Origin of the sequence: Pedobacter sp. KBW06, assembly GCF_003852525.1 — a bacterium.
In the GTDB taxonomy this organism is placed as follows: domain Bacteria; phylum Bacteroidota; class Bacteroidia; order Sphingobacteriales; family Sphingobacteriaceae; genus Pedobacter.
In genome coordinates this window covers 551,387-573,961 of the sequence record NZ_QAJL01000001.1, presented here as the reverse complement: position 1 = coordinate 573,961, position 22,575 = coordinate 551,387, and the positions used below count along the sequence as shown (strand labels likewise).

Annotated in this window: 13 protein-coding genes; 4 read left to right on the top strand and 9 right to left on the bottom strand. The window is 41.7% G+C overall.

The annotated features are described in order from the left end of the window. Positions 1-94 precede the first annotated feature (94 nt). Positions 95-3,502 (top strand): hypothetical protein, encoded by a 3,408-nt coding sequence (locus DBR43_RS02280; RefSeq protein WP_124577522.1) that lies wholly within the window; start codon positions 95-97, stop codon positions 3,500-3,502. Positions 3,503-3,526: 24 nt separating this feature from the next. On the opposite strand, the gene DBR43_RS02275 is transcribed toward DBR43_RS02280, so the two are convergent. Further along, positions 3,527-3,931, bottom strand: coding sequence for an OsmC family protein (locus tag DBR43_RS02275; RefSeq protein ID WP_124577519.1), 405 nt, complete (start codon positions 3,929-3,931; stop codon positions 3,527-3,529). 154 nt (positions 3,932-4,085) lie between these two features. Between DBR43_RS02275 and DBR43_RS02270 the strand changes: the two genes are divergently transcribed. The 3 genes from DBR43_RS02270 to DBR43_RS02260 all read left to right on the top strand — a co-directional run bounded on the left by DBR43_RS02270 (position 4,086) and on the right by DBR43_RS02260 (position 9,135). Beyond that, on the top strand, positions 4,086-4,322 hold the full coding sequence (locus DBR43_RS02270) for a hypothetical protein (RefSeq protein ID WP_124577517.1): 237 nt from the start codon (positions 4,086-4,088) through the stop codon (positions 4,320-4,322). Positions 4,323-4,465: 143 nt separating this feature from the next. Then, positions 4,466-7,690 (top strand): SusC/RagA family TonB-linked outer membrane protein, encoded by a 3,225-nt coding sequence (locus tag DBR43_RS02265; protein WP_124577515.1) that lies wholly within the window; start codon positions 4,466-4,468, stop codon positions 7,688-7,690. An 11-nt stretch (positions 7,691-7,701) separates the two neighbouring features. After that, a complete protein-coding gene (locus DBR43_RS02260) occupies positions 7,702-9,135 on the top strand; it encodes a SusD/RagB family nutrient-binding outer membrane lipoprotein (RefSeq protein ID WP_124577513.1) in 1,434 nt (477 codons plus the stop codon). Between the two features lie 57 nt (positions 9,136-9,192). Here DBR43_RS02260 and DBR43_RS02255 read toward each other — a convergent pair whose 3' ends face one another. The 8 genes from DBR43_RS02255 to kdsB form a co-directional block, all read right to left on the bottom strand. Next, positions 9,193-10,464, bottom strand: a complete 1,272-nt coding sequence (locus DBR43_RS02255) for a nucleoside recognition domain-containing protein (protein ID WP_124577511.1) — start codon at positions 10,462-10,464, stop codon at positions 9,193-9,195. A 139-nt stretch (positions 10,465-10,603) separates the two neighbouring features. Next, complete coding sequence (locus tag DBR43_RS02250) at positions 10,604-13,447, bottom strand: prolyl oligopeptidase family serine peptidase (protein WP_233602804.1); 2,844 nt, start codon at positions 13,445-13,447, stop codon at positions 10,604-10,606. Between the two features lie 368 nt (positions 13,448-13,815). Beyond that, on the bottom strand, positions 13,816-15,618 hold the full coding sequence (gene yidC / locus DBR43_RS02245; RefSeq protein ID WP_124577509.1) for a membrane protein insertase YidC: 1,803 nt from the start codon (positions 15,616-15,618) through the stop codon (positions 13,816-13,818). Positions 15,619-15,638: 20 nt separating this feature from the next. Next, positions 15,639-17,255, bottom strand: a complete 1,617-nt coding sequence (locus tag DBR43_RS02240) for a CTP synthase (protein WP_124577507.1) — start codon at positions 17,253-17,255, stop codon at positions 15,639-15,641. Between the two features lie 156 nt (positions 17,256-17,411). Next, the gene (locus tag DBR43_RS02235; protein WP_124577505.1) at positions 17,412-18,173 is read right to left on the bottom strand and encodes a GLPGLI family protein; all 762 of its coding nucleotides are present in this window, start codon (positions 18,171-18,173) and stop codon (positions 17,412-17,414) included. Between the two features lie 2 nt (positions 18,174-18,175). Beyond that, positions 18,176-20,956 (bottom strand): outer membrane beta-barrel protein, encoded by a 2,781-nt coding sequence (locus tag DBR43_RS02230; RefSeq protein WP_124577503.1) that lies wholly within the window; start codon positions 20,954-20,956, stop codon positions 18,176-18,178. 338 nt (positions 20,957-21,294) lie between these two features. Next, the gene (locus DBR43_RS02225) at positions 21,295-21,846 is read right to left on the bottom strand and encodes a hypothetical protein (RefSeq protein WP_124577501.1); all 552 of its coding nucleotides are present in this window, start codon (positions 21,844-21,846) and stop codon (positions 21,295-21,297) included. Next, on the bottom strand, positions 21,843-22,574 hold the full coding sequence (gene kdsB / locus DBR43_RS02220) for a 3-deoxy-manno-octulosonate cytidylyltransferase (protein ID WP_124577500.1): 732 nt from the start codon (positions 22,572-22,574) through the stop codon (positions 21,843-21,845). The genes DBR43_RS02225 and kdsB overlap by 4 nt, the downstream gene beginning before the upstream one ends. Position 22,575: the final 1 nt, after the last annotated feature.

The following is a 22,575-nucleotide window of genomic DNA, read 5'->3' as shown; positions in this document are numbered from 1 at the left end:
GGTACTGAAAAGTTAGCTAAGTACGCTGCAGTATAATTATTCTGCCAATTTCGAGGCAGATGCAGCTTACTCACTGATTGATACGCAATATTTCATGTATGATCAGGATAATGCGTTAACGTTATCTGAGTTCTCGTTAACAGGGAAACCTTCGGTTTTTCTGGACCTACTTATCAAAAATGCCAATAGAAGATCGTCCGGTTGGTCGCTTGGTGGCGTTGATGATGGCGAGGCGGTTACGATGTCATTCAGTGACGATGATAATTGCCGGACCGTATTAACCAAATTGGCTGAGCAGTTTAAAACTGAATTCTGGATTGACGGTAAGATTATCCACTTTTCTAAGCAAGGAAGAGCAACGGGATTAAATTTCGAGTATGGCCACGGTAAAGGCCTGTATGAAGTTAGGGCTCTCACTCCTGATGATTTCCAGATAATCACCAAGCTGTATTATTTTGGAGGAAGTCAAAACCTGCCGGTGGGATATCGCAAGAATTCTGCTGGCGTGGCTTCACGTAAATTGCTGGGATCTTCCAGGTTCTTAATGGCGGATGCAGCAACCATAGCAAAATACGGTGTCATTGAGCGAAGCAAGACCTTCAGTGAAGTTATTCCGGAACGTGAAGGAGTGATTAGTGCGCTTGGACCTAAAACGACAGTTGTTATTGATAGTTCATTGAACTTTGATATCGAGGCTTTAAAGCAACCAGGCATCACCGCTAAGATCTCCTTTACCACCGGGCTGCTTGCTGGATATGATTTTGAGATCAATAACTACAATTCTACCACAAAGGCAATTGAATTCAATCCGGACACCAGCGAAACGGCGTTCGGTGCAGCAGGACTTCCAAATCAATTTTTAAAGCCCGCAGTTGGAGATAAGTACGTCCTCCATGACTTGCAGATGCCGGCAGCATACGTTACTGATGCTGAGAATAGGCTTGATGCTAAAGCTCTAGAATTGCTGAACAAAAGCAAAGAAAAGCCTATTAAGTGTGAGGTGGTTTGCTCTCCGGCTTTCATTGAGGCTAACAACCTTTTTGACATCAGAGCAGGCGATTTCTGTACCATCACATCACCGGTACTGAATGGAGCTGTCAATATCCGCATTGTCGGATTGAGTATTGACCTGCAGGATCCTCGAAAGATCACTTTGGAGCTGGCGGATGAGGTGACTATCACTTCCATCATCAGGAACATCATTGAAAAGGAGAATGTAAAGAACATTGTAAACCTGAATAAGCTATATGATGTCAACAGGGCCCGCAGAAATGCAAGGACCACTTCAGAGCTTCAGAATTATGTTGTTGATCCGGAAGGCAACTATTATCTGGAGAAAATCAGAGCGGGAAGCATTGAAACCTTGTACCTCTCTGTAGGCGCGAAAGCGACCAACTTCTCACTGCGAGGCATTGGTTTTGAAGCGAACTCTGGTGGAGATCCTTCTGTTTTTGATATTTCGGCGGGTCAGTTGGTGCATTTTGCCCTTGATATCCCAGGTGTAGGCTTTGTCTGGAATATGGCAGCTCGTCAGTTCACTGCTTTGGATCCGGCGGCAACTTATTATGTATATGCCAGGGTATCCCGGACAAGTCTTGTCGGTACATGGGTGATTTCGTCGGCGATTATAACTGCTGAGCAGGAAACAGGCTTCTTTAATTTACAGGCCGGTGTATTATTCTCAGTAATCGATGGTAGACGAGATCATGAGTTTACAAAAGGAATGACCTTCATAATTGGGGACCAGATCACGGCCGGTGTACTGAAAGATCTTTCCGGATTGAACTTTTTTAACCTGACTGACGGTAAGTTTAATCTTGGTGATTCTGTTTCCGGAATGGATTTCGGTGTCACGGTTCCCGGCCAGCTTACGGTCCGTGGGGGAGTAGTCTCCAAAAAACTTATTGTTGGATACGGCGATCACTTCTCTGCAATTGGAGATGAGGGTGCTTTTCCTTTGTTCGTTGGAGCCCAATCGTTGAGTCAGCCTGATCAGGCAAAGTTTAGAGTTGCAAGGGACGGAACCTTATTCGCTGCAGGTGGTGTCTTTGAAGGAAAGATAACCGCTGGCCCGGGCTCACAGATCGGTGATGTAGTGATTAGTGGAGACAATAAGTTTCAGCTTGCCGGCTCAAGAGTCATTCTAAAACCAGATGAACAAATAAGGGTATATAGTGGTGGTATTGCCGATTTCAGCGAAGCCTCAAAAATGACTATCCCGACAACTGGTACAAAAAAATGGAAGGTATACATCGATGAAGCCGGTACCGGTGGCGGTGGAACTTCTCCGGGGATTGTTGCTTCGCTTTGGGACCTTAACAATACATTGAAAGTAGCCACGGAATTAAATGGGCAGGTATTAATGTTTGACGCCGCAACCGGAAAATGGTCAAATAAACTCGTGTCCTTTGATCTTTCTAACTACTACACTAAACCTCAAAGTGATGCTAGATACGCCTTTGTCGGTGGTGGCAATGTTTCCGGCACCTGGGGGATTAACATTACAGGTAATGCTGCCACCGCTAATTCAGCAGGTAATTCAAATTTATGGAATGGGTCTGCCAATGATTTTTCTTCCATAGTTGGAGGGACTATAAACGGGTTAATGGCCAATGACGGAACTAATGTTGCTAAGCTTAAAAATGCAACATCTGTGCAGGCTTTTGTTGGGATTAACAGCGGCTCTACCTTCAATAATAATATCTCTGGAAGATCTCAAATTTCCAATACGGTTGATAACTCAGGAAACGCATTAAAATTTAACTGGTCCGGCCAGCCGGGTCAACCTACTTGGTTGTATGGAGGGAACGAAGCTACAAATGCCTACGTTTACAGCCCTTCAAATTTCAGTGTTGCAAATAGTGCTAAATGGATGGGCGTAGGTTATTTTGGTGATGTTTTTAGCGACACACCGTTATACGCTATGGTGTGGGATGGATCAAATTACAGACCGGGGAGCGCTGACAGTATGTCTAAATTCCTTTCGTTAGGGAAAGGCAATAGGTATCATCAAGAAAATCAGGTTTTCGGTGTAGATGCTAATTTGGTAGAGCCTAATACAAGTTCGTTCACTTACGCAGTAAACGCTCCTTTTGACGGCACGATTACTCAATTTGGCAGTGGATATGGACTGCAATTAAATGGAGGATATGGAGGCGGAGGTCAGTTGGCATTCAGAAATATAAATGGTGACCGGGGAACAAGGGAGGATTGGAGAGAAGTTATATGGAGTGGTTACAGCAGGACTGCCAGGCTAGCGGGCGGTGTTGGAACAAGCTATACAACTGCCAACATTGAAGTATTTAGAGGTGGCTTACCTGCCGGAAGTCCAAATATATCCTTTCATTGGGCCGGTATTGTAGCTTCTCAAATAGCTGTAGGACAGGACGGCGCAATTGAAATTAGAAATAATCCGGGAACAAGTTTTGAGCACTTTAGAGCGCAAAACTATCCTGCAGATTGCAAAAGATTAAAAACAGAAAGTCCCTCTTTACATGAATAAAAGAGGAGCTTTCTGTTTTCAACATTAAACCTGAGTTTCGATCTTAATCGGGTTACTCAAAATCTTATGAATCGGACATTTATCTGCGATTTGCATCAAGCGGTCATGTTGCTCTCCTGTCAGCGCTCCGGTTAATTCAATTTTTCTGGTGATTACGGTAGCCTCGTTCATGTCTTTTTCCTTGCATATCGCCAGCTCAATCCGGATAAATTCGAGGTTAAGCTCCTTTCTGTCTGCATACATCCTTATCGTAATGGCTGTACAGCTACCCAGGCTGGCAAGCAACAATGCACCAGGTGCCATCCCTTCATTTGTTCCACCAAGGTCTTCAGGCTCATCGGAGTAAATAAAGTGTCCATCGGAATACACTTTTGTTTTGTAATTTGACCTGTCCAGTTCGGTTATTGCGGTAATTTGTTTGTCTGACATATTGATAAATGGAAGTAATTATTAAACTGATGTAAATACTGGAACAACAGGATGTACAAAACGTTTGCTCATTTCACAATTAAATATTATTTAGTTAAGATTACCTAAACATTTCGACAATAAATTTGTTGTCAATACCTAACCTCATATAAATATGCTAAGTAATTATCTCAACTTTCAATTTGATGTTCAGGGAAAACCTGTGAAAGGTTTTTGCATGAGGATTCAGGACGATTTTCATGAAACGTATGCCGTAGTATTGGATGGCTATCATTCCTTTTGCGTATGGCTGGATTCCTCCAGTACCTGGAGATCTTCAAAATATACAAGTGTCGAACCTGGGATACTCGAACAAATTATCAACCGCCTGTCGCTAAGCAAACTTGCTTAGTTATTTTCTGTTTTTGTAAATATTTATACCTTAAATATCCATTTAATGGTAATCGTGTATCAATTTAGCTAAAGCGAATAATATATTGATATTACCGTCATTTTTTTAGTATTTTCCTTTATCGAAACTTAAATACTAACCAAATGAACAAAAGATTTACCCTTATTTGTTCCTGTTTTATTTTATTCGCATTCAGTGGTTTTGCCCAGCAAATTGTTCGGGGAAAGGTGAGTGATGCAGGTAATGGAGCAGGCATTCCGGGTGCAAGTGTCCTTGTCAAAGGCAGCACCTCAGGAACTTCAACTCAGCCGGATGGTACTTATAGCCTTACCTTGCCGGCCAATGCAACAACACTTGTTGTAAAATACCTCGGTTTTTTGACACAGGAGGTTCCTGTTAACAACCGCACATTGATCAATATTAACTTGATGCCGGATGAAACATCACTCACAGAAGTAGTGGTGACTGCGTTGGGCATCAAACGAAGTGAAAAATCTATCGGTTATTCGACACAAACGGTCAAAGGGGATAACCTGACGATGACAAAAGAGCAAAATGTACTGGGCTCTCTGGCAGGAAAAGTGGCCGGGGTACAGGTTGTTGGCTCCTCGGGTGCAAGCATGGGAGGAACGCAGAAGATCAAAATCCGTGGTGTTAACTCATTAAGTGGCAGCAGCGCTCCATTGATTGTTGTAGATGGTACGCCCATCTCTGATGCCAACTTCAGTACCGACAGTGGAAATGGTGTGGATCTCGGCAATATCTCTCAGGACATCAATCCGGAGGATATCGAATCCTTAAATGTTTTGAAAGGCGCAGCAGCTTCGGCACTTTATGGAATCCGCGGACAAAACGGCGTGATCATGATTACGACAAGAAAGGGGAGTAAGGGGGCTAAAAAAGTAGATGTACGTTTCAATTCAGGTTTCTCGATTGAAAAGGTCAGCAATTTTCTGCCTTTGCAAAATATTTATGGGGTAGGTAATAACCAGACTTTCCAGACCCTGGCCAACGGAGATAAGTACATCAATGGAAATGACGAAAGCTGGGGTCCAAAAATGGATGGTACTCCGGTACGAATGTATTATAGCTTTTACCCTCAGGATGCGGATTACGGAAAGTTAACGCCATTTGTTCCACAACCCAATAATATCCGCAATTTCTACGAAACCGGAAAGAACATTAATAACAGCATCTCTGTGACCGGTGGAAATGAAAACTCTTCTTATCGTTTGTCTTATAACAACGCCTATATTAATGGAACCATCCCTAATACCTGGCTGAAAAGAAATAACCTGAGTTTAAGTTCTGACCTGAAGCTGACCGATAAACTGACCGTTGGCGTAAACGCAAATTATGCCAACAATAACGGGCAGCGGCCGGAACAGGGATATCAGGGGTCTTTCTCCGGAGCTACCCAATGGTTCCAGCGAAATATAGACATCGACAGATTGCGTAATTATCAATATGCCGATGGAACGATCATGAATTGGAATGTGAATCCGAATACCAGCACGGGGATGATCACCAGTGCTAATAATAGGCCCAGCGACTGGAATAATCCTTTTTTTGATGCCTACAGAAGTCTAAACAATGATGATCGCGACCGTTTATTTGGCGATGTAAACCTGAATTATCAGGTCTTACCGGAATTGAAATTAAGCGCTTTTGTACGTTCAGACAGGTATACACAAAATATCTCTCATAAGGAAGCTTTCGGCGGCCGTCTGGACGATGCTTATTCTGTAGGTAAATACCAGGGAATTGACAATAACTACGAGTTCCTGGGACAATATAATAAGCAGTTTGGCGACATCTCTTTAACGGGAAATCTTGGTGCCAATTTGTATACGGAGAAGTTTACACAAACCTTTCAGGCCACGGTAGGCGGTTTGTCAAGCCCCGACTTTTACAGTATGGCTGCTTCTGTTGATCGTCCGGAAAGCACCTCATATTTGCGTAGAAAGGAAGTTCGCAGTGCTTATGCCATGGCTTCAGTAGGGTATAAGGATACCTATTTCTTAGATGCCTCCCTTAGAAACGACAACTCCTCGGCATTGCCGAAAAATAACAATTCCTATTGGTACTATTCGGTCTCAGGTAGCTTCGTCTTCAGCCAGTTGCTGAAATGGGAGCCGCTTTCTTTTGGTAAGCTAAGGGCCAGCTATGCCCTTGCAGGTTCTGACCTTCGACCTTATCAGGTAGAACCTTACTACTCTCCGGGAAGTGTTTATAAAAATACAGATGTGAACATCAATACCTTATTCGTTCCGGATAAGCTGAACAACCCGAATATAAAACCTGCTTTCGCAAATTCCTTTGAAGTAGGAACGGACCTGAAGTTTCTGAGCAACAGGTTGGGTTTTGAATTCACTTATTATCAACAGAAAAATAAAAATCAGATCATCAATCTTTCGGTATCAGGCGCGAGTGGATATACAACAAACGTAGTAAATGCCGGGATGATTCAAAATCAGGGAATTGAATTCTCCTTGTCCGGAACGCCTGTCCGTTCCAAGCTGTTCAGTTGGGATGCCACCTTGAACTTTAACCATAATAAAAGTATTATTAAAGAACTGTATCAGGACCTGACGGTATACCAGCTGGATATAAATACCTATTCCAGTGTAAACATGTACCTGAATGCAACAGTTAATAAAAGTTTCGGAAGCCTGGTTGGGCAAGCCTATGCCAGAGATCCTCAGAGTGGAAAGATTCTTTTAGGAGCGGATAACCTGCCTTTAATCGAAACCAATCATGATTTCGGAAGTGTATTGCCTGAGTTCACCGGAGGATTTCTGAATAACTTTAAAATCGGGAAATTCGATATCTCAGCCATGATTGATTTTCAAAGTGGAGGGAAATTTTTTAGCTGGACAAAAATGCTGGCTACAAAATCAGGACAGGGAGCAGAGACCGCTGTAATGAACGATAGGGGCGCAAATGTACGTGATCCCCTGGCTAATAATGGAGGGGTTAAGTTGAATGGAATCTATGGTCCCGGAACAAAAATCGCCGGCGTAGATGTAAGTGGACAGGAATTTAATGGATATGTAGACGCCAGGTCTTATTTCAGAAACTCCATTGGAACTAAAGTCTATGAGGAATGGTTATACAGCGCTTCTTATATCAAACTGAGAGAAGTGAGCATCGGTTACAATTTTACAGAAGGTTTTATGAAGAAAACCCCTTTCAAAACGGCTAAGCTTGCTGTGGTGGCCAGAAATCCAGCGATGATCTGGCAGAAAGCACCAAAAGGACTCGACCCATCTGAATTGTCTACCGGAAGCGCCTCTATCAGCTGGTTGGAAAAAGGAGAGTTTCAAACGGTACGTTCTTATGGTATTAACCTGAATCTGACATTTTAATCTATACTCAAATGAAACAACTATATAACATGTGCCTGATTGCTGTTCTTGCTTTAACAACAACAGGCTGCAATAAATTTGATGATGACATCAATATAGATCCCAATAATCCGGAGAAGGCTTCAGCAACGCAGCTGATTGCGAGTGCACAGCAATCTTTACCTGATATTGGTTCTGCATTCGATAAAAATGCATCTCCTTATGGAATTCATTATCCCCAATATATTTCCGGGACCACTTTTACGGATAATAGCCGTTATAACACCGTTAATTTTAATTTTTACCCCATCTATGCCGGGCCATTAATGAACCTCACAGAGGCGATCAAAGTGGCAAATAATCCAAATGAAGGGCCCATCGCCAACCAGATCGCCGTAGCCAAGATCATGAAGGCCTATTATTTCTGGCATGTTACCGATCGATGGGGGCTTGTTCCATATTCGGAGGCCTTTCAGGGTCGTGCAGATTTTACGCCTAAGTACGATACACAGCAACAAATCTATAACGACCTTTTCAAATTGCTGGATGAAGCAAACGCGGCGTTTGTTGCCGGTAATATCAAAAATGATATTATTTACGGTGGAGATATGGTTAAATGGAAAAAATTGGGCAATACCATTCACCTGTTAATGGCATTAAGACTTTCGAAAGTAGATCCGGTTAAAGGTGCCGACGAATTTAAGAAAAGCCTGGCGAACGGGATTATGGAGAAGAATGAGGATAACTTTACTTATGTTCATCTGGTGGATAAAGTCAATGAGAACTTTTGGTACACTTCTTTCGGGCGTTTAAAAAGGAACTGGTTTGCAGTGAGCAAAACGGTTGTTGACTATATGCAACCATTAAATGACCCCCGGTTACCGGTTTTTGCAGATAAAAATGTGGCTGGTAATTATGTAGGGTTAGAATACGGACTTCCAGGTTCTGTATCTGTAGTGATCAATAATATTTCTTTATTGGGATCGGCATTGCGTCAGCAAAATTCACCTACTTATCTGGTGACTTATGCGCAGGCTTTGTTTGCAAAAGCAGAAGCCGCAAAATTGGGCTGGATCCCGGGTGGAGATGGAGATGCGAAGGTCAATTATGATAAGGCGATTGAACAATCCATTCTTCAATGGACGAAAAGTGCCGGCAGTGCCGCTACATTTATAGCGCAGCCACAAGTTGCTTATAATCCGGCTACAGGACTTCGTCAGATTGCAGAACAACGCTGGATCCACCTTTTCATGCATGGCTATGAAGGCTGGGCAGAATGGAGAAGAACGGGTTATCCTTTGCTAAATCCTGCTCCGAACAATAACAATCTTGCTATTCCAAGAAGAGAAGGATATCCTACCCAGGAAATTTCAAACAATGGACCAAACTACTCGGCCGCAGTTGCGGCTTTCCCTTATGGGGGAGCGGACGACCTCAATGCAAGGGTATGGTGGGATAAACCATAAACACAAAAAAGGCAGGTATTCAAAAAATACCTGCCTTTTTCATAAATGGATTTCCTGTTATCCAAAGAACATATAACATAAGCCTATAGCGGTACAAACACCTACCAGGTCAGCCAGCAGCATTGCACCAATCGCATACCGGGTATTGGTGACGCTCACAGAGCCGAAATATACTGCAATTACATAAAATGTAGTGTCTGAAGAGCCTTGTAAGATACTGGATAACCTTCCTGCAAAGGAGTCCGGTCCATGTGTGGTCATCGTATCAATCATCATTCCTCTTGCCCCACTGCCGCTCAATGGTCTGATCAGTGCGGTGGGAATGCCATCGATAAAACGGGAATCTGCACCTAATAAAGTACATACATGTTTTAATCCATTGATCACCATATCAAAGGTGCCGCTGGTGCGCAATAAACTGATGGCGATCAACATACCCACCAGATAGGGGATAATGCGTATGGCGGTATCAAAACCACCTTTGGCACCTTCTACAAAAGCATCATATACATTGATCTTTTTATAAAGTCCGCCAAGTACAATCAGCAGAAATATTAAGAGCAATAAACCATTGCTCAGAATCCCTGAGAATTGCTGTAAGCCGGCAGTGGTCAGACTGGTCAGGTATAAAACCAATAATGCAATTACAGAAGAAAGACCTAATACCCAGCTCAGGATTACCGGTTGAAAAACATTGATTTTTTGCTTGAAAGAAACAATGAACATGGCCGCCATGGTGGCTACAAAGGTAGCGATCATACAGGGGATAAAAATATCTGTAGGATTGGCTGAATTTAAAGAAGCCCGTACGGCAATGATACTTACCGGAATCAAGGTTAAACCAGAGGCATGTAAACAAAGGAACATGATCTGTGCATTGGAGGCGGTATCTTTGCTTGGATTAAGTTCCTGTAAGCTCTCCATGGTTTTTAATCCGAAAGGTGTGGCTGCATTATCCAGGCCCAGTAAGTTGGCCGAGAAATTCATTACCATGTGTCCGGTTGCAGGGTGTCCCTTTGGGATGTCGGGGAAAAGTTTGGAGAAGAACGGTCCAATGATTCTGGACAATAAGCGGATGCCTCCGGCTCTTTCGGCGATGGCCATAAAGCCCATAAACAGCGCCATGATACCGATCAGTTTCAGGCAGATATTTACTGCCGTCCAGCAGGTTTCAATGATGCCATCTACTTTTAACACATTTCCTGCATCACTGGCTTTTCCAACGATCATTAGGTTGAAGATTTCGGTTTCGCCTAAAAAGAAACATTTTATACTGGCAACCACAATCGCAATGATGATGAAAGCGGACCAGATTCTACTTAAAGCCATTAAAATAAAATTAGTTGAGTCGTTAAATTTATAGTTTTGATTCTAATAATCCGTTTATAAAGCAGAATAAAATGCAGGTCCGGATAAAAATAGATAAAAAGCAAAAGGTCCTGCAAACTTTGCAGGACCTTTTAAATGATTATGGTTTTTCGTCTGTCAGTTCAAAACCCCATGTTTTTCCTTTTTCTGTGGCAGGAATTCCAGAGGTCATCCATGCTGGTGCTTTTGCACCTTTCAGGTAATAATCAAAGAACTGCTGTTCTCTGATCTGAATGTCTTTTCTGTTTTGACGTTGTACCAGGTTGTGTGCTTCGTTGTTGTAGTTTAACATCCAGACTGGTTTGCCTAAGCGTCTTAATCCGGTAAACATCTCTATTCCCTGGTACCATGGTACGGCACCATCGGCATCGTTTGCCATGATCACTACCGGGGTATTGACCTTAGGTAAAAAGAACAAAGGTGAGTTCTCGATATACAATTCCGGTTTCTCCCATAAGGTTGCCCCGATTCTGCTTTGTGTTTTTTCGTATTGGAACTGTCTGTTCATTCCAGTTTCCCAACGCATTCCGCCATAAGCAGAGGTCATGTTGACTACCGGTGCACCAGACCATGCTGCAGCATACATATTGGTTCTTGTGATCAGGTGGGCCACCTGATAACCACCCCAGCTTTGTCCCTGAATCCCGATCTTGGTACCGTCAACCCAGGCGTTTTTCTTTAAGGATTCTACTCCCGAATTGATAAACTCTTCGGCAGATTTTCCAGGATATCCTTTTTCATAGCTAATGTCCGGTGCAAAAACCAGGTAGCCATTGCTCACAAAGAAAGGGATGTTTAAACGGGATGGAGTAGGAGCTGGTGCATTATAACTATACAAACCATCAGAAAGCTTTTCATAGAAATAAACAATCATCGGGTATTTTTTTGCCGGGTCAAAGTTCTCCGGTTTGTACAGGATCCCAGTGGATTTATATCCTTTAGGCGTTTCCCATTTTACCAGTTCTGCAGTTCCCCAGTTGTAGTTTTGTTGCTGAGGGTTGGTATTGCTCAATTTGGTTTCTGTTTTCAGGTCTTTGGAAACATATACGTCAGGAGAGATGCTGTAATTTCCTTTGTCGTAGATGTATTCTTCTGCATCTTTCGCTTTTACAAGATTGGAATATTTAAACTTAGCCATGACGATCAGCTCCGGATTTTTGGTGTCGCCAACATTTGCTTTGTAGAAACCATTCTCCTTGGTGTTGTTGTTTAACACATCCATGATGATCGTTTCTTTCTTTCCAAGGAAACGGCTTTCCGGATCTAATTTTTGGTAACGGAAAGTCAGGCTGTTTTGTCTGCCGAATCCGTTGGTCATATTTTTAGGTGGATTTTTTCCTTCAGGAGAGAATTCCCAGATGTCGTATCTGTCGTAGATTAAAACGGTTTTATCTTCTTCCGTCCAGGCAGCGATTCCATAAGCAGAAGGATCGTCCGGTACATCATTTTCCTCATCTACCAGTTTTACGTTCATGCCATTGTTTAAATGGGTTACTTTGCCGGTAGCAATCGCATAGGTATACCAGCTGGATTTGGTCTGGTCAAAATAAATGACATATTTTCCGTTTGGAGAGGCAAAGGCATTGCCACTCAGGCCTTCAATGATTTTCTTTCTGCTGCCTGTTTTTACATCAACCAGGTAATAATCTCTGATGGAGTTTGCCGTCCATTGTTGCTGAATTCTGTTTCCAAAATCAGTAGAAGCCAATGCGAAAGGTGTATTTCCCTCATTAATGATGGTAGCATCTGGTAATTTAAGGTCTGTTAAAGGGACGATTTTAGGATCGCTGTTGAAGATTTCAATTGCACTGAGGTAAGATTTTTTTGAATCACGTTCGGCATTTTTCAATTGCATCGGTTGCAAATAATCGTCTTTATATCCCCATATATCCAGTTTTGCATTTTCAAAGTCTACCAATGTCGTATCCTTTGCTTTTTTAACAGGAGCAATACCAAAAAATAATTTGGTTCCGTCTTTGCTGAAGTTTACTTTTCCATCACCACTAACTGCCCATTTTGCAGGCATTCCCGGAATCTCATTGTCGACCAGGATTTGTGCCGTATCTAAGGATAGTGAATTGTAATATACATTATAGGTTTTGATCTCTGTTTTCTCCGGACTTTGCTCTCCAACAAAAGCAAGGTATTCTCCATCTTCAGCAAAGGCAAAGTTTTTAAATGTTCCTTTTCCTTTAACGAGTGTTTTCAAAGTTCCTTTTTCTGTATTCAAAGTAAAGACACCTGTGGGAGCTGATTTGTCTTTCTTTGCACCTGTACAGGCAAAAACAAGCTGTTTTCCATTTTTGCTGAAAGCATACTCGCTTACATATTTGAAAATACGTTCCTGTCCTGTAGTCAGGTTTTTGAAGATCAGGTCTGTTCCTTCCTGTTTTGCTGCATTTGCAGGTTCATCATCAGCGAAGAAATCCTGGTTGTCTTTTTTATCAGGGCTAGCGGAAGCAGGCGTTTTTTTTGTGGTATCTACTGGTTTTTCCAATTGATAGGCAAGGAAGCCTCCTACCTTTTCAGGCATTTTGAAAGACTTTACACGGGCGATTTTTACGATGCCCAGGCTGGTCAGGTTGGCGAGCCCTAAGCTGTCTTTTGGCATGTCGTCGGCTTTCTTCTTTTTAATTTTAGCCTGACGGATGTCTTTTTGAAATGCTTTAATAGCAAAAACAGCATATTTTGAATCTGCACTGAATTGTGCATTTGTAGCCCTATGTACTTTTATTTTTGAATTGTTGATCAGGTTACTCAGGTATAGATTCGCATCTCCTTCCTGGGGATTAATTCCATACATCGCCCATTGGCCATTGTTGGAAAGTTGCTTTGCGCCGACAGATTCCCAGGAATCATAAACGCTATGATCCAGCGGTTTTTTCTGCGCGAAGGCGGCGCTGCCAAACAATAGAAAAATTAGAGTAAGTTTTTTGTGCATCATAAAAAGGTATTTTTGTTAAAAATTGTGATTTTTTAACAGATATCCTCATTACAAACCAAATTTTTACAATAAAAAGGGGCCCTTCGTTCTATTTGGGGACATCTTAGGCCTTAAAGAAAGGCATGCAGTGTCTGAATTACCATAGTCTGGTGCAGGCTAAGGATAGGGGTTGAAAGGGCCTGCCAGGGCTTACAGCCTTTTCAACCGGGGTTATGCGAATGATCTGCGTTAGCTGAAAAAAGACAATGTATCAGGCGTCTTAGGGAGAAGAGTGCCGCAATGGCGGAGAAAAGGGGAATAAAAAAGCCGGAAGATAAAATCTTCCGGCTATGTTGACCATGAAATGGTCTTTTATTGTCTGTAAAAGACTATTTATTTTTTTTAGACTGGATCTGCGTTTGTTGTTGCTGACGCATGTAATCGTCTAATCTCGCTTGAAATTTAGATTTCTTTTTCGTTTCCACAGGTTTTGTTTTATTCTCCTGTAAAGTACGGTGAATCTTCTCGTCATCAACCATAGATTTGATCAGGAACTGCTGTGCGAAAGTCAACATATTCGCCAGGAAGTAATAATAATTTAATCCAGAAGGATAGCTGTTCAGTACCCCTAAGAAAACCACTGGCATAATGTATCCAATGTATTTCATTTGTCCTGTAGCACCAGAGATCTGGTTGTTAAAATAAGTATAGATCAACGTAGAAATCGTCATCAATACACACATCAGACTCAGGTGATCTCCGATGAACGGAATGGTGAATCCAAATTTGATGAAATCATCATAGGTGGAAAGATCTTTCATCCATAGGAAGCTTTCTCCCCTTAACTCAAATAAGTTCGGGAAAAAGAAGAAGAAGGCCATTACGAAAGGAAGCTGAAGGAGCATTGGTAAACAACCTCCCAGAGGATTTACGCCGACCTGCTTATACAGTTTCAGGTATTCCTGTTGCAATAGGGTAGGGTTATCGTCACCGACTTTAGCTTTAATCACATCCATCTCCGGTTTAAGAATTCTCATCTTAGCCATCGAGATATAAGATTTGTAAGTCAAAGGAGACATCGCTACTTTCAACAGGATGGTTAAGATCAGAATAATCAGACCATAGTTCCATCCAAAGCCTTCCAGGAATTTAAATACCGGCAATACCACAAACCTGTTGATGTATTTCAATGGCCAGTAACCCATATCTACCTGTTTCTCAATTTCGTGACCCTGTGCTTTTAATACATCGAATTTATTGGTACCGAAGTAGAAATCCATTGCATAGTTTTGAGTAGCCAGTTGTCCGAAATGCATTTTCATGTCTGCCGAATAACGTTTGATCTCTCCTGGTTGTGTCAACACGGTAACACCCAGTTTTCCACTTTCAAAAGCTACTTTAGGCAACAATACTGCAGAGAAAAACTGTTGTTTGAAGGAGAACCATTCGATTTTTCCTTTTTTCAGTTCTTCCGTTTCATCTTTAGCAATGCTCAAATGGCTCGGAGTTTCGTTTACGTATTTATAAAAAGGAGCAGCATGCTCTTTTTCTTTTTTACCTGATTTTTCCTGTTCCAGCAAAGTCGTCTCCCAGTTCAGGGCGATAGAATCTGTTTGAATCACCTGATTTAAACCGTTCAGGTTAATATTGAAAGCTACGTTATTGCCTTTAGGCTTCAGGTCATAAGTATACTCAATGTATTTATCACCCAGGTAATTGGCACGCATGCTTACCAGGTTTCCTGTTTTTGTCGCTGCAAAATAAAGGTCGTTGGTATTTACTTCTTTACCGCCAATGTTCATTTTTAAGCCAAACTTATTCTGATCTCCATCAAATAAGATGACCGGCTTTCCATCGTAGGTTTTCTGGCCTTTTACCTCTACAGATAAAATTTTACCACCTTTATTGGTTAGCGTTAATTTAAGGTTTTCATTCTCCAGAACGGTAGTTTGAACGGTACCTGCAATGCTGCCACCAAAAGGACCTGATAATGTTGCTGAATCTACAGCAGGTTTCGCTGCTGCAGTTGCAGGAGCAGTAGTTTTCGTAGCGGCGGCAACTTTCTTCAAAGAATCTGCTGCAATTCTTTCCTTTTCTTTATTGATTTCAGTCTGACTGGGGCCAAAAAAGTAAAAAGAACCGGCCAAAACGATCATGATCAGGAACAGGCCTGTAAACGTATTTCTATCCATTATTGTTATTTAAACTCGTATTATTTTATTTTCTTCTTCGCAAATTCCATCGCGGCGGCGACAAATTTAACAAAAAGTGGGTGAGGATTAGCAACTGTTGATTTTAATTCTGGGTGAAATTGTCCACCAACGAAGAAAGGATGGTTTTTCAACTCCACAATCTCTACCAAATGGCTGTCAGGATTTAGTCCTGAAGCGATCATTCCTGATGCTTCATATTGAGCCAGATAATCATTATTAAATTCATAACGATGTCTGTGACGCTCAGAGATGTGGGTTTTGCCATAAGCTGCATAAGCTTTAGTTCCCTTTTTAAGGTCACATGGATAAGATCCCAAACGCATGGTACCACCTTTATTGGTGATCGCTTTCTGATCTTCCATCATATTGATCACAGGATTTACAGTGTTCTCATCAATTTCAGTGGTATTGGCATCTTTCAAACCTAAAACGTTTCTGCCATACTCGATCACCGCACACTGCATTCCCAAACAGATCCCAAAGAAAGGAACATCATGTTCACGTACATATTTAATGGCATCAATTTTCCCTTCAATACCGCGGCTTCCAAAACCAGGAGCAACCAATACACCGTCTAAATGTGCCAGACGTTCTTTTGCATTCTCCGGGTGGATGCTCTCAGAATGAATATATTCTACTTTTACTTTACATTCATTTTTAGCTCCTGCATGTACAAAAGATTCAATGATTGATTTATAAGCATCAGGAAGTTCTACATATTTACCTACCAGACCAATCTTCACTTCGGCAGTAGGATTTTTTAAACGGCCAAGGAAATCTTTCCAGCTTTCCATATCAGGCTCATTCTTTTGCGCAAGTTTCAATTTGCTCAATACTGTTTTATCCAGTTGCTCTTTCATCATTAGCAATGGAACATCATAAATGGTAGAAGCATCAATAGATTCTACTACTGCATTGATGTTTACATTACAGAATAAGGCGATTTTTTTACGGATATCTGCATTGATGTGGTGTTCTGTACGGCATACCAGGATATCCGGTTGAATACCGTATTCCAATAATGCTTTTACAGAGTGTTGTGTAGGTTTTGTTTTCAACTCACCGGCAGCAGCAAGGAAAGGGATTAGTGTTAAATGGATTACAATTGCATTGTTGGCACCTTCTTCCCATTTAAACTGACGTACCGCTTCGATAAATGGTAAAGATTCGATATCACCAACGGTTCCGCCCAATTCAGTGATAACGATGTCATATTTACCGCTGTCGCCTAAAATGCGCATGTTGCGTTTGATCTCATCAGTGATGTGAGGAACTACCTGGACTGTTTTTCCAAGATATTCTCCCTGTCTCTCTTTGTTGATCACATTTTGATAAATCCTTCCGGTAGTAATGTTGTTTGCCTGTGAAGTAGGGACGTTCAGGAAACGCTCATAATGACCAAGGTCAAGATCTGTTTCAGCACCGTCCTCAGTCACATAACATTCCCCATGTTCATACGGATTTAATGTTCCCGGATCAATATTGATATAGGGATCAAATTTCTGAATGGCTACACTGTAACCTCTTGCTTGTAATAATTTGGCTAATGAAGCGGAGATGATGCCCTTACCTAATGAGGAAGTAACACCGCCCGTAACAAAAATATACTTAGTCATGCTTTGTGAGTTTCTGATATAAAAGCAGCTTTTATGCTACTTTTATTGTTTTTGTACGGGATACAAAGTTAGCAAATAAAACGGAAGCTGAAGGGCTAATTGTACAAATAAAATTGTCCGGGGAAAAGAAGAGGTAAGCGCTTATCGCTGAAAATGTTACAGCACGAAACCATAGAGCCGCTTTTTCTGCTCTTCAGGTTTTTCTTTTTTTTGCTCATCATATCGGGTAAATAATTCCAGCAATTTCTTTAAATCTTTCTCCGTTTCTGTTTTTTTTCCTTTGGAGGGAGGCACAATGTCTGAGGAAGGACTGTTAAATGCAGCAACTTTTGTGGCAAACCAGGTGGTATAATAACGGGGGATCGCAAGGCCTAAGATCATACCCGGCAAACCGCTGAATCCTTCAGGACCACCCCTCAGTAAGATCTCATCTGTATAAAAGGCAACGACATAAACGGTGTCATTAATTCTGCCGATGGCTTTTCTGCATTCATAACCGGCAATGTTCCGCACGTCGTGCATAATCTTCCAGTCGACCTTAGGAATGGTATCATTCAAAAGGTAGTCATCTCCGAGGATTCTTTTTTTTAATACCCTCTGCTGCTTTTGATAATCGGCGTATAGTTCATTTTCCGGTTCTCCGGCAAAATCAAAAAAAAGATTGTTTGATTGTTCCTCTTCCTGTTTTACAGATTTAAAGATTGATTTTGTGCGGCTAAAAGACAATTCCCAGTTCGTAACCTTGTATTTTTTTATTTTTTCTTTGGCCTCATCGGGGATGTCCCATTCTGCCAGGCTCCGCTGCAGGTTGACCTTTTTTTCAAAACTGATTTTACCGTATGGAATAAACAGCTGCTGGGCCTTCAGACCTGTCCAGGCAGAAATTAAAAGCAAGAAGGAGGCCAGCCTTTTCATCATCTTTATTTATTAACAGGAGTTTTCGTGAAATTACCACTCAGATTCCAGCTTACACCAAATAATACATAACGCGGAATATAGCTAAATGTGTTTTCACTAATCACATTTCCTCCAACAAATCTGTTATAGCCAATCTTTTGATTCAGAATATCGGTTACTGTTAGCTTTAGTTCCAATGCTTCATTTTTCCCAACCTTGGTAGCCAGGTAGCTGTTCCAGATCACTACATTCAGGTCCTGACCAAAAGAAGAGTTTGCCGGTCTTAAGGAAATGGAAACCGTACTGTTAAACTCCGTGCGGTAAGGAAGCTGGACAGTGCCTGATAATTCATGGTTATGGGTAATGCTTTTTCCATCGTTGATTCCACCAATAGACGATTTGCCATACATGATCGTTGCAGAAGGGGAGTAACTAAGGTCTACTTTTGAGGTATAATAGTTGAAGGAACCCTTTATATTATATTGGGTATTTGCAGTTTTGTTTTTCACCTCATTGATGATGGCGACATTGTTGGACCTGTAGAAACTCAGGTCCAGTCCCATCCGGAAATGAAGCTTGGAAAATCCTTTTGAATAATACATATTGCCACTAAGTGAATTGTTTCCATCCAGATTGGTAAAGCTGGAAATCCTTTTATTAAACTCATCCACATGCTCTGAGTTTACAATGGCATTGTTGGTAAAGCCGTAATTCAGATAGCCGGAGATGTATTGATCAGAATTCATCAGGAAGCTGTTGTAGGAAACACCAAAGTTATTGGTGAAAGAAGGCCTCAATAAAGAGTTTCCGATTACCTGGAACAGCGGGTTGTTGATTTGTCTTACCGGTTGAATCTGCTCAATGCTCGGCTGTTGGGTAAAGCCATTGTAGTTTACCGCAAGACTGGTGTTGTTGCTGAGTTTATAATAGAGATTGGTTCGCGGGGAAAGGTTCAGGTACTTGCGCTGAAAATTACTGCCGCGGTCAAGATCTTTCAGTTCGAATGTCGTTACCGTTGCTTCCAGTCCGCTGGAAATAGAGAAGTTCTTTGCCTTATACTGAAAGATCATTTTCCCGATATTCGAGAAGTTAATGAACTTAAAATTGTTACTCAGGGAATCTATCTTTGTTTTCACTCCCGTTACATAATCAGAAACCAATCTGTTACTGCTGGAGGAAATGGTTTTAAAGGTATAGCCGGCTTCCAAAGACCACCTTTTGGTCAATGTTTCGGCATAACTGACCCTGGTACCGATAGAATTTTGTGTGCCTGAGTTGTCTTTGATCAGGTTGATGTCTTCGCTGCGGTTCCAGTATCCGTCGGCGTCAAAATATTCGGTATGGTTTAAACTTCGTTCCAGCCCTTTATTATTCTGGTTTTCCGGTTGAATATCGATGGACAATACCCGGCCTTTTTTTCGAAACCTTCTGGACCAGTTGATGTTTCCGTTAAAAGCATCAGCGGTACCGCTGCCAATATTAGACTGCCTGTTCTGACTGATGATTTTATCTGATTCGCTGGTACTGCCGTTTACCGTATTGGATTCGGTATAACTTCTGTTCTTTTTTAAACCAAAGGAGATCTTAAGTGTAGACAAAGAATCCAGGTGATAGTTATACGTGCCACGGATATTCTCTCCGTTCACCTTGGAGTGGTCTTCTGTCCTGCCTTTACTGAAAAAGCGTTTTCCATCGGGCAGGAGCTCCTGAGCACTGGAAGTTTTGATGTTCTCGTTCTTATTGTCAAAAACTTTAAAGTTTAACTTTAAGCCCATCTTATTGTTGTAGAATTTATCAGAGAAATGTGCTCCCAGATTTAAATTACTTGGTAGTCCGCCTGCAGAAGAATAATAATCGTCATCGTCATCACCACCGGAAGAATACATGATCGAACTGCCATCATCGCCAACTTCGATCTGGTCGTATTCTTCGCCTTTCAGCTTTCGCATGGAATTGTTGATCTTTGATTCGTTGTCCAGGGTAGAATAGGTACCGAAAATAGCGGTCTTCAGCTTGTTTTTAAAGATGCCCATCATGCCGCCATAATCCTGAAAAGCATCACTGCCGACATTGGCATCCAACGTAGACAGGTATCCGTTCTTCGCATTTTCTTTGAGCTTGATGTTGATGGTTTTGTTCTTTACCCCATCATCAATACCGGTTAATTCTGCGGTTTTACTCTTTCGGTCATACACCTGCACCTCTTCTACGGCATTGGCTTTCAGGTATTTTGTAGCCAGCAGCGGATCATCTCCAAAAAACTCATCCCCATCTACCAGTACGGTCTTTACTTCTTTTCCCTGCGCTTTGATCATTCCGTTTTTATCGATGTCAAATCCGGGAAGTCTTTTTAAAAGCTCCTGCACATTGGCGTTGGTTCGTACAGCAAAACTATCGGCCTGAAAGACGAGGGTGTCGCCCCGCATGCGCACGGCATTTTTTGTTGCAGCGATGACGACTTCATTGAGCAGCTTTGATTTCAATTCCATATTGATGCTGCCCAGATCCAGTACTGTATTTTCTGCGATTCTTAAATTGCGGATATAATCGGCCATTTTTGGATAGCTGATGAGTAGTTTGTAGTCGCCTTTAGCGAGATTACTCCATTCAAAACGCCCATCCTTATCCGTACGTGTCGTTTTTACCAATATAGAATCAGTAGAACGGAGCAAGAGCACCGAGCTGTTTTCCAGCACCTTTTTCTCCAATGTATCGACAACCATCCCTTTAATACTTGCCTTTTGTGCTAAAACGGTAAAAGAAAATAAAGTGAAAATTATATAAATGAAAATTTTTTTCAGCATAAATTACCGGGTAACTTCATCGAGAGTTCCTAAATCTAATAACTATTTTTTTGTAACTATTAATTTTCAGGAATATTGTTGGTTTTAGAGAGAAAAATTGAGGATAAAAAAAAATGCCCGAAAAATTCCGGGCAATTTTTAAATTATATTTGGTTAGAATATGCTGGTTTTGGTTGTTTATAATTTAGTTTGTTACAGTTTCATTATCTAAATATAATGTAAAATATATTTTAATCGCAATATAATTTTCAACTTTTTTCATAAAGCGAATGAAAATATGCTGTTTTGGCACCTGGAAGCCTTTTCTTGATCGCCTCAGGGGTTATGTTTTATGAATGTTACTTGCAGCAGCTATAGTAGGGAAGTACTTTATGCTCCTTTTCAGACCAGGCGATATATACCTTTTGCTCATTTGATGTCCTGTACTTGAAGCCGTTTAGACCTGAACGCTTCAATTCCGCAAAGAACGCTTTGTCGGGGGTATTGGCATCCGGGTTTTCATTTTCTGTCACTGCAGGCTCCAGAAAATTCTCATCCTCAAAGAACAGTTTCAGTTCCTGCTGAATAAATTCCTTTTGTTTCGATTCCTTTTTAAGGTCAAGGGTCGATTCATAATTCTTGATCAGATCTGTTGCCTTAAAATCTTTCTGATAGATTTTTGCCCCGTCGTGTGCCGTAATGTTAAAGCTCATGACCATGTCTTTTAGCGATTCTCCTTTAAGGGCAACTTTAAACGTATCCAATTTTACCGAGTCGCTGAAAGGTTTCAATAAGGTCTGGCCCTCTGCATTCACTTTTCCGTTTTGGGACCCTTCTATTCCTGTATTGCTGTTGCAGGCAGCAAAGAATCCCAGGGAAAGTAACAGAAAGGCGTAATAAGTATTTCTCATGAGCGAATGATTTTATTCAGATCTTCAGGGGTATCAATAGCAATGGTTTCTATGGTTGTTACCCTCGTTTGAATGGAATAACCATTTTCTACCCAGCGCAATTGCTCCAGGCTTTCTGCGATTTCCAGGCTGGAGGGCGCGAGTTTCGTGATTTCCAGTAAAACAGGAACTGTATAACCATAAATACCGATGTGCTTATAAAACTGATGTGCTTTCAGCCAGTTTTCTTTTTCCGCATTTCTAATATACGGAATCGTTTGCCGGCTAAAGTAAACGGCTTCTCTTTTGCTGTTCAGAACCACTTTCGGAAGGTTGTGGTTGAACAGCTCTTCATGCGTATTGATTTCCTTGATTAAGGTTGCCAGCTGCACCTGCGGTTCCGTAAAGCAGGAAATCAGCAGGTCGATTTGTGCAGGGTCAATAAAGGGTTCATCACCCTGGATATTCACTACCACATCAAATCCGGGAACCTGCCCCACCACTTCTGCACAGCGATCAGTACCGCTTTGGTGCTGACTGCCCGTCATGATGAATTCGCCGCCAAAACTTTTAACTTCTGCAGCAATGCGTTCATCATCGGTAGCAACCACTACTTTATCTATTCCGGAGGCTTTAGCCGCCTGTTCATAAACCCGGCGGATCATGCTTTTCCCCTGAATATCCACCAATGGTTTCCCGGGGAAACGGGTGGAAGCGTAGCGGGCAGGGATCACACCTAATACTTTCATC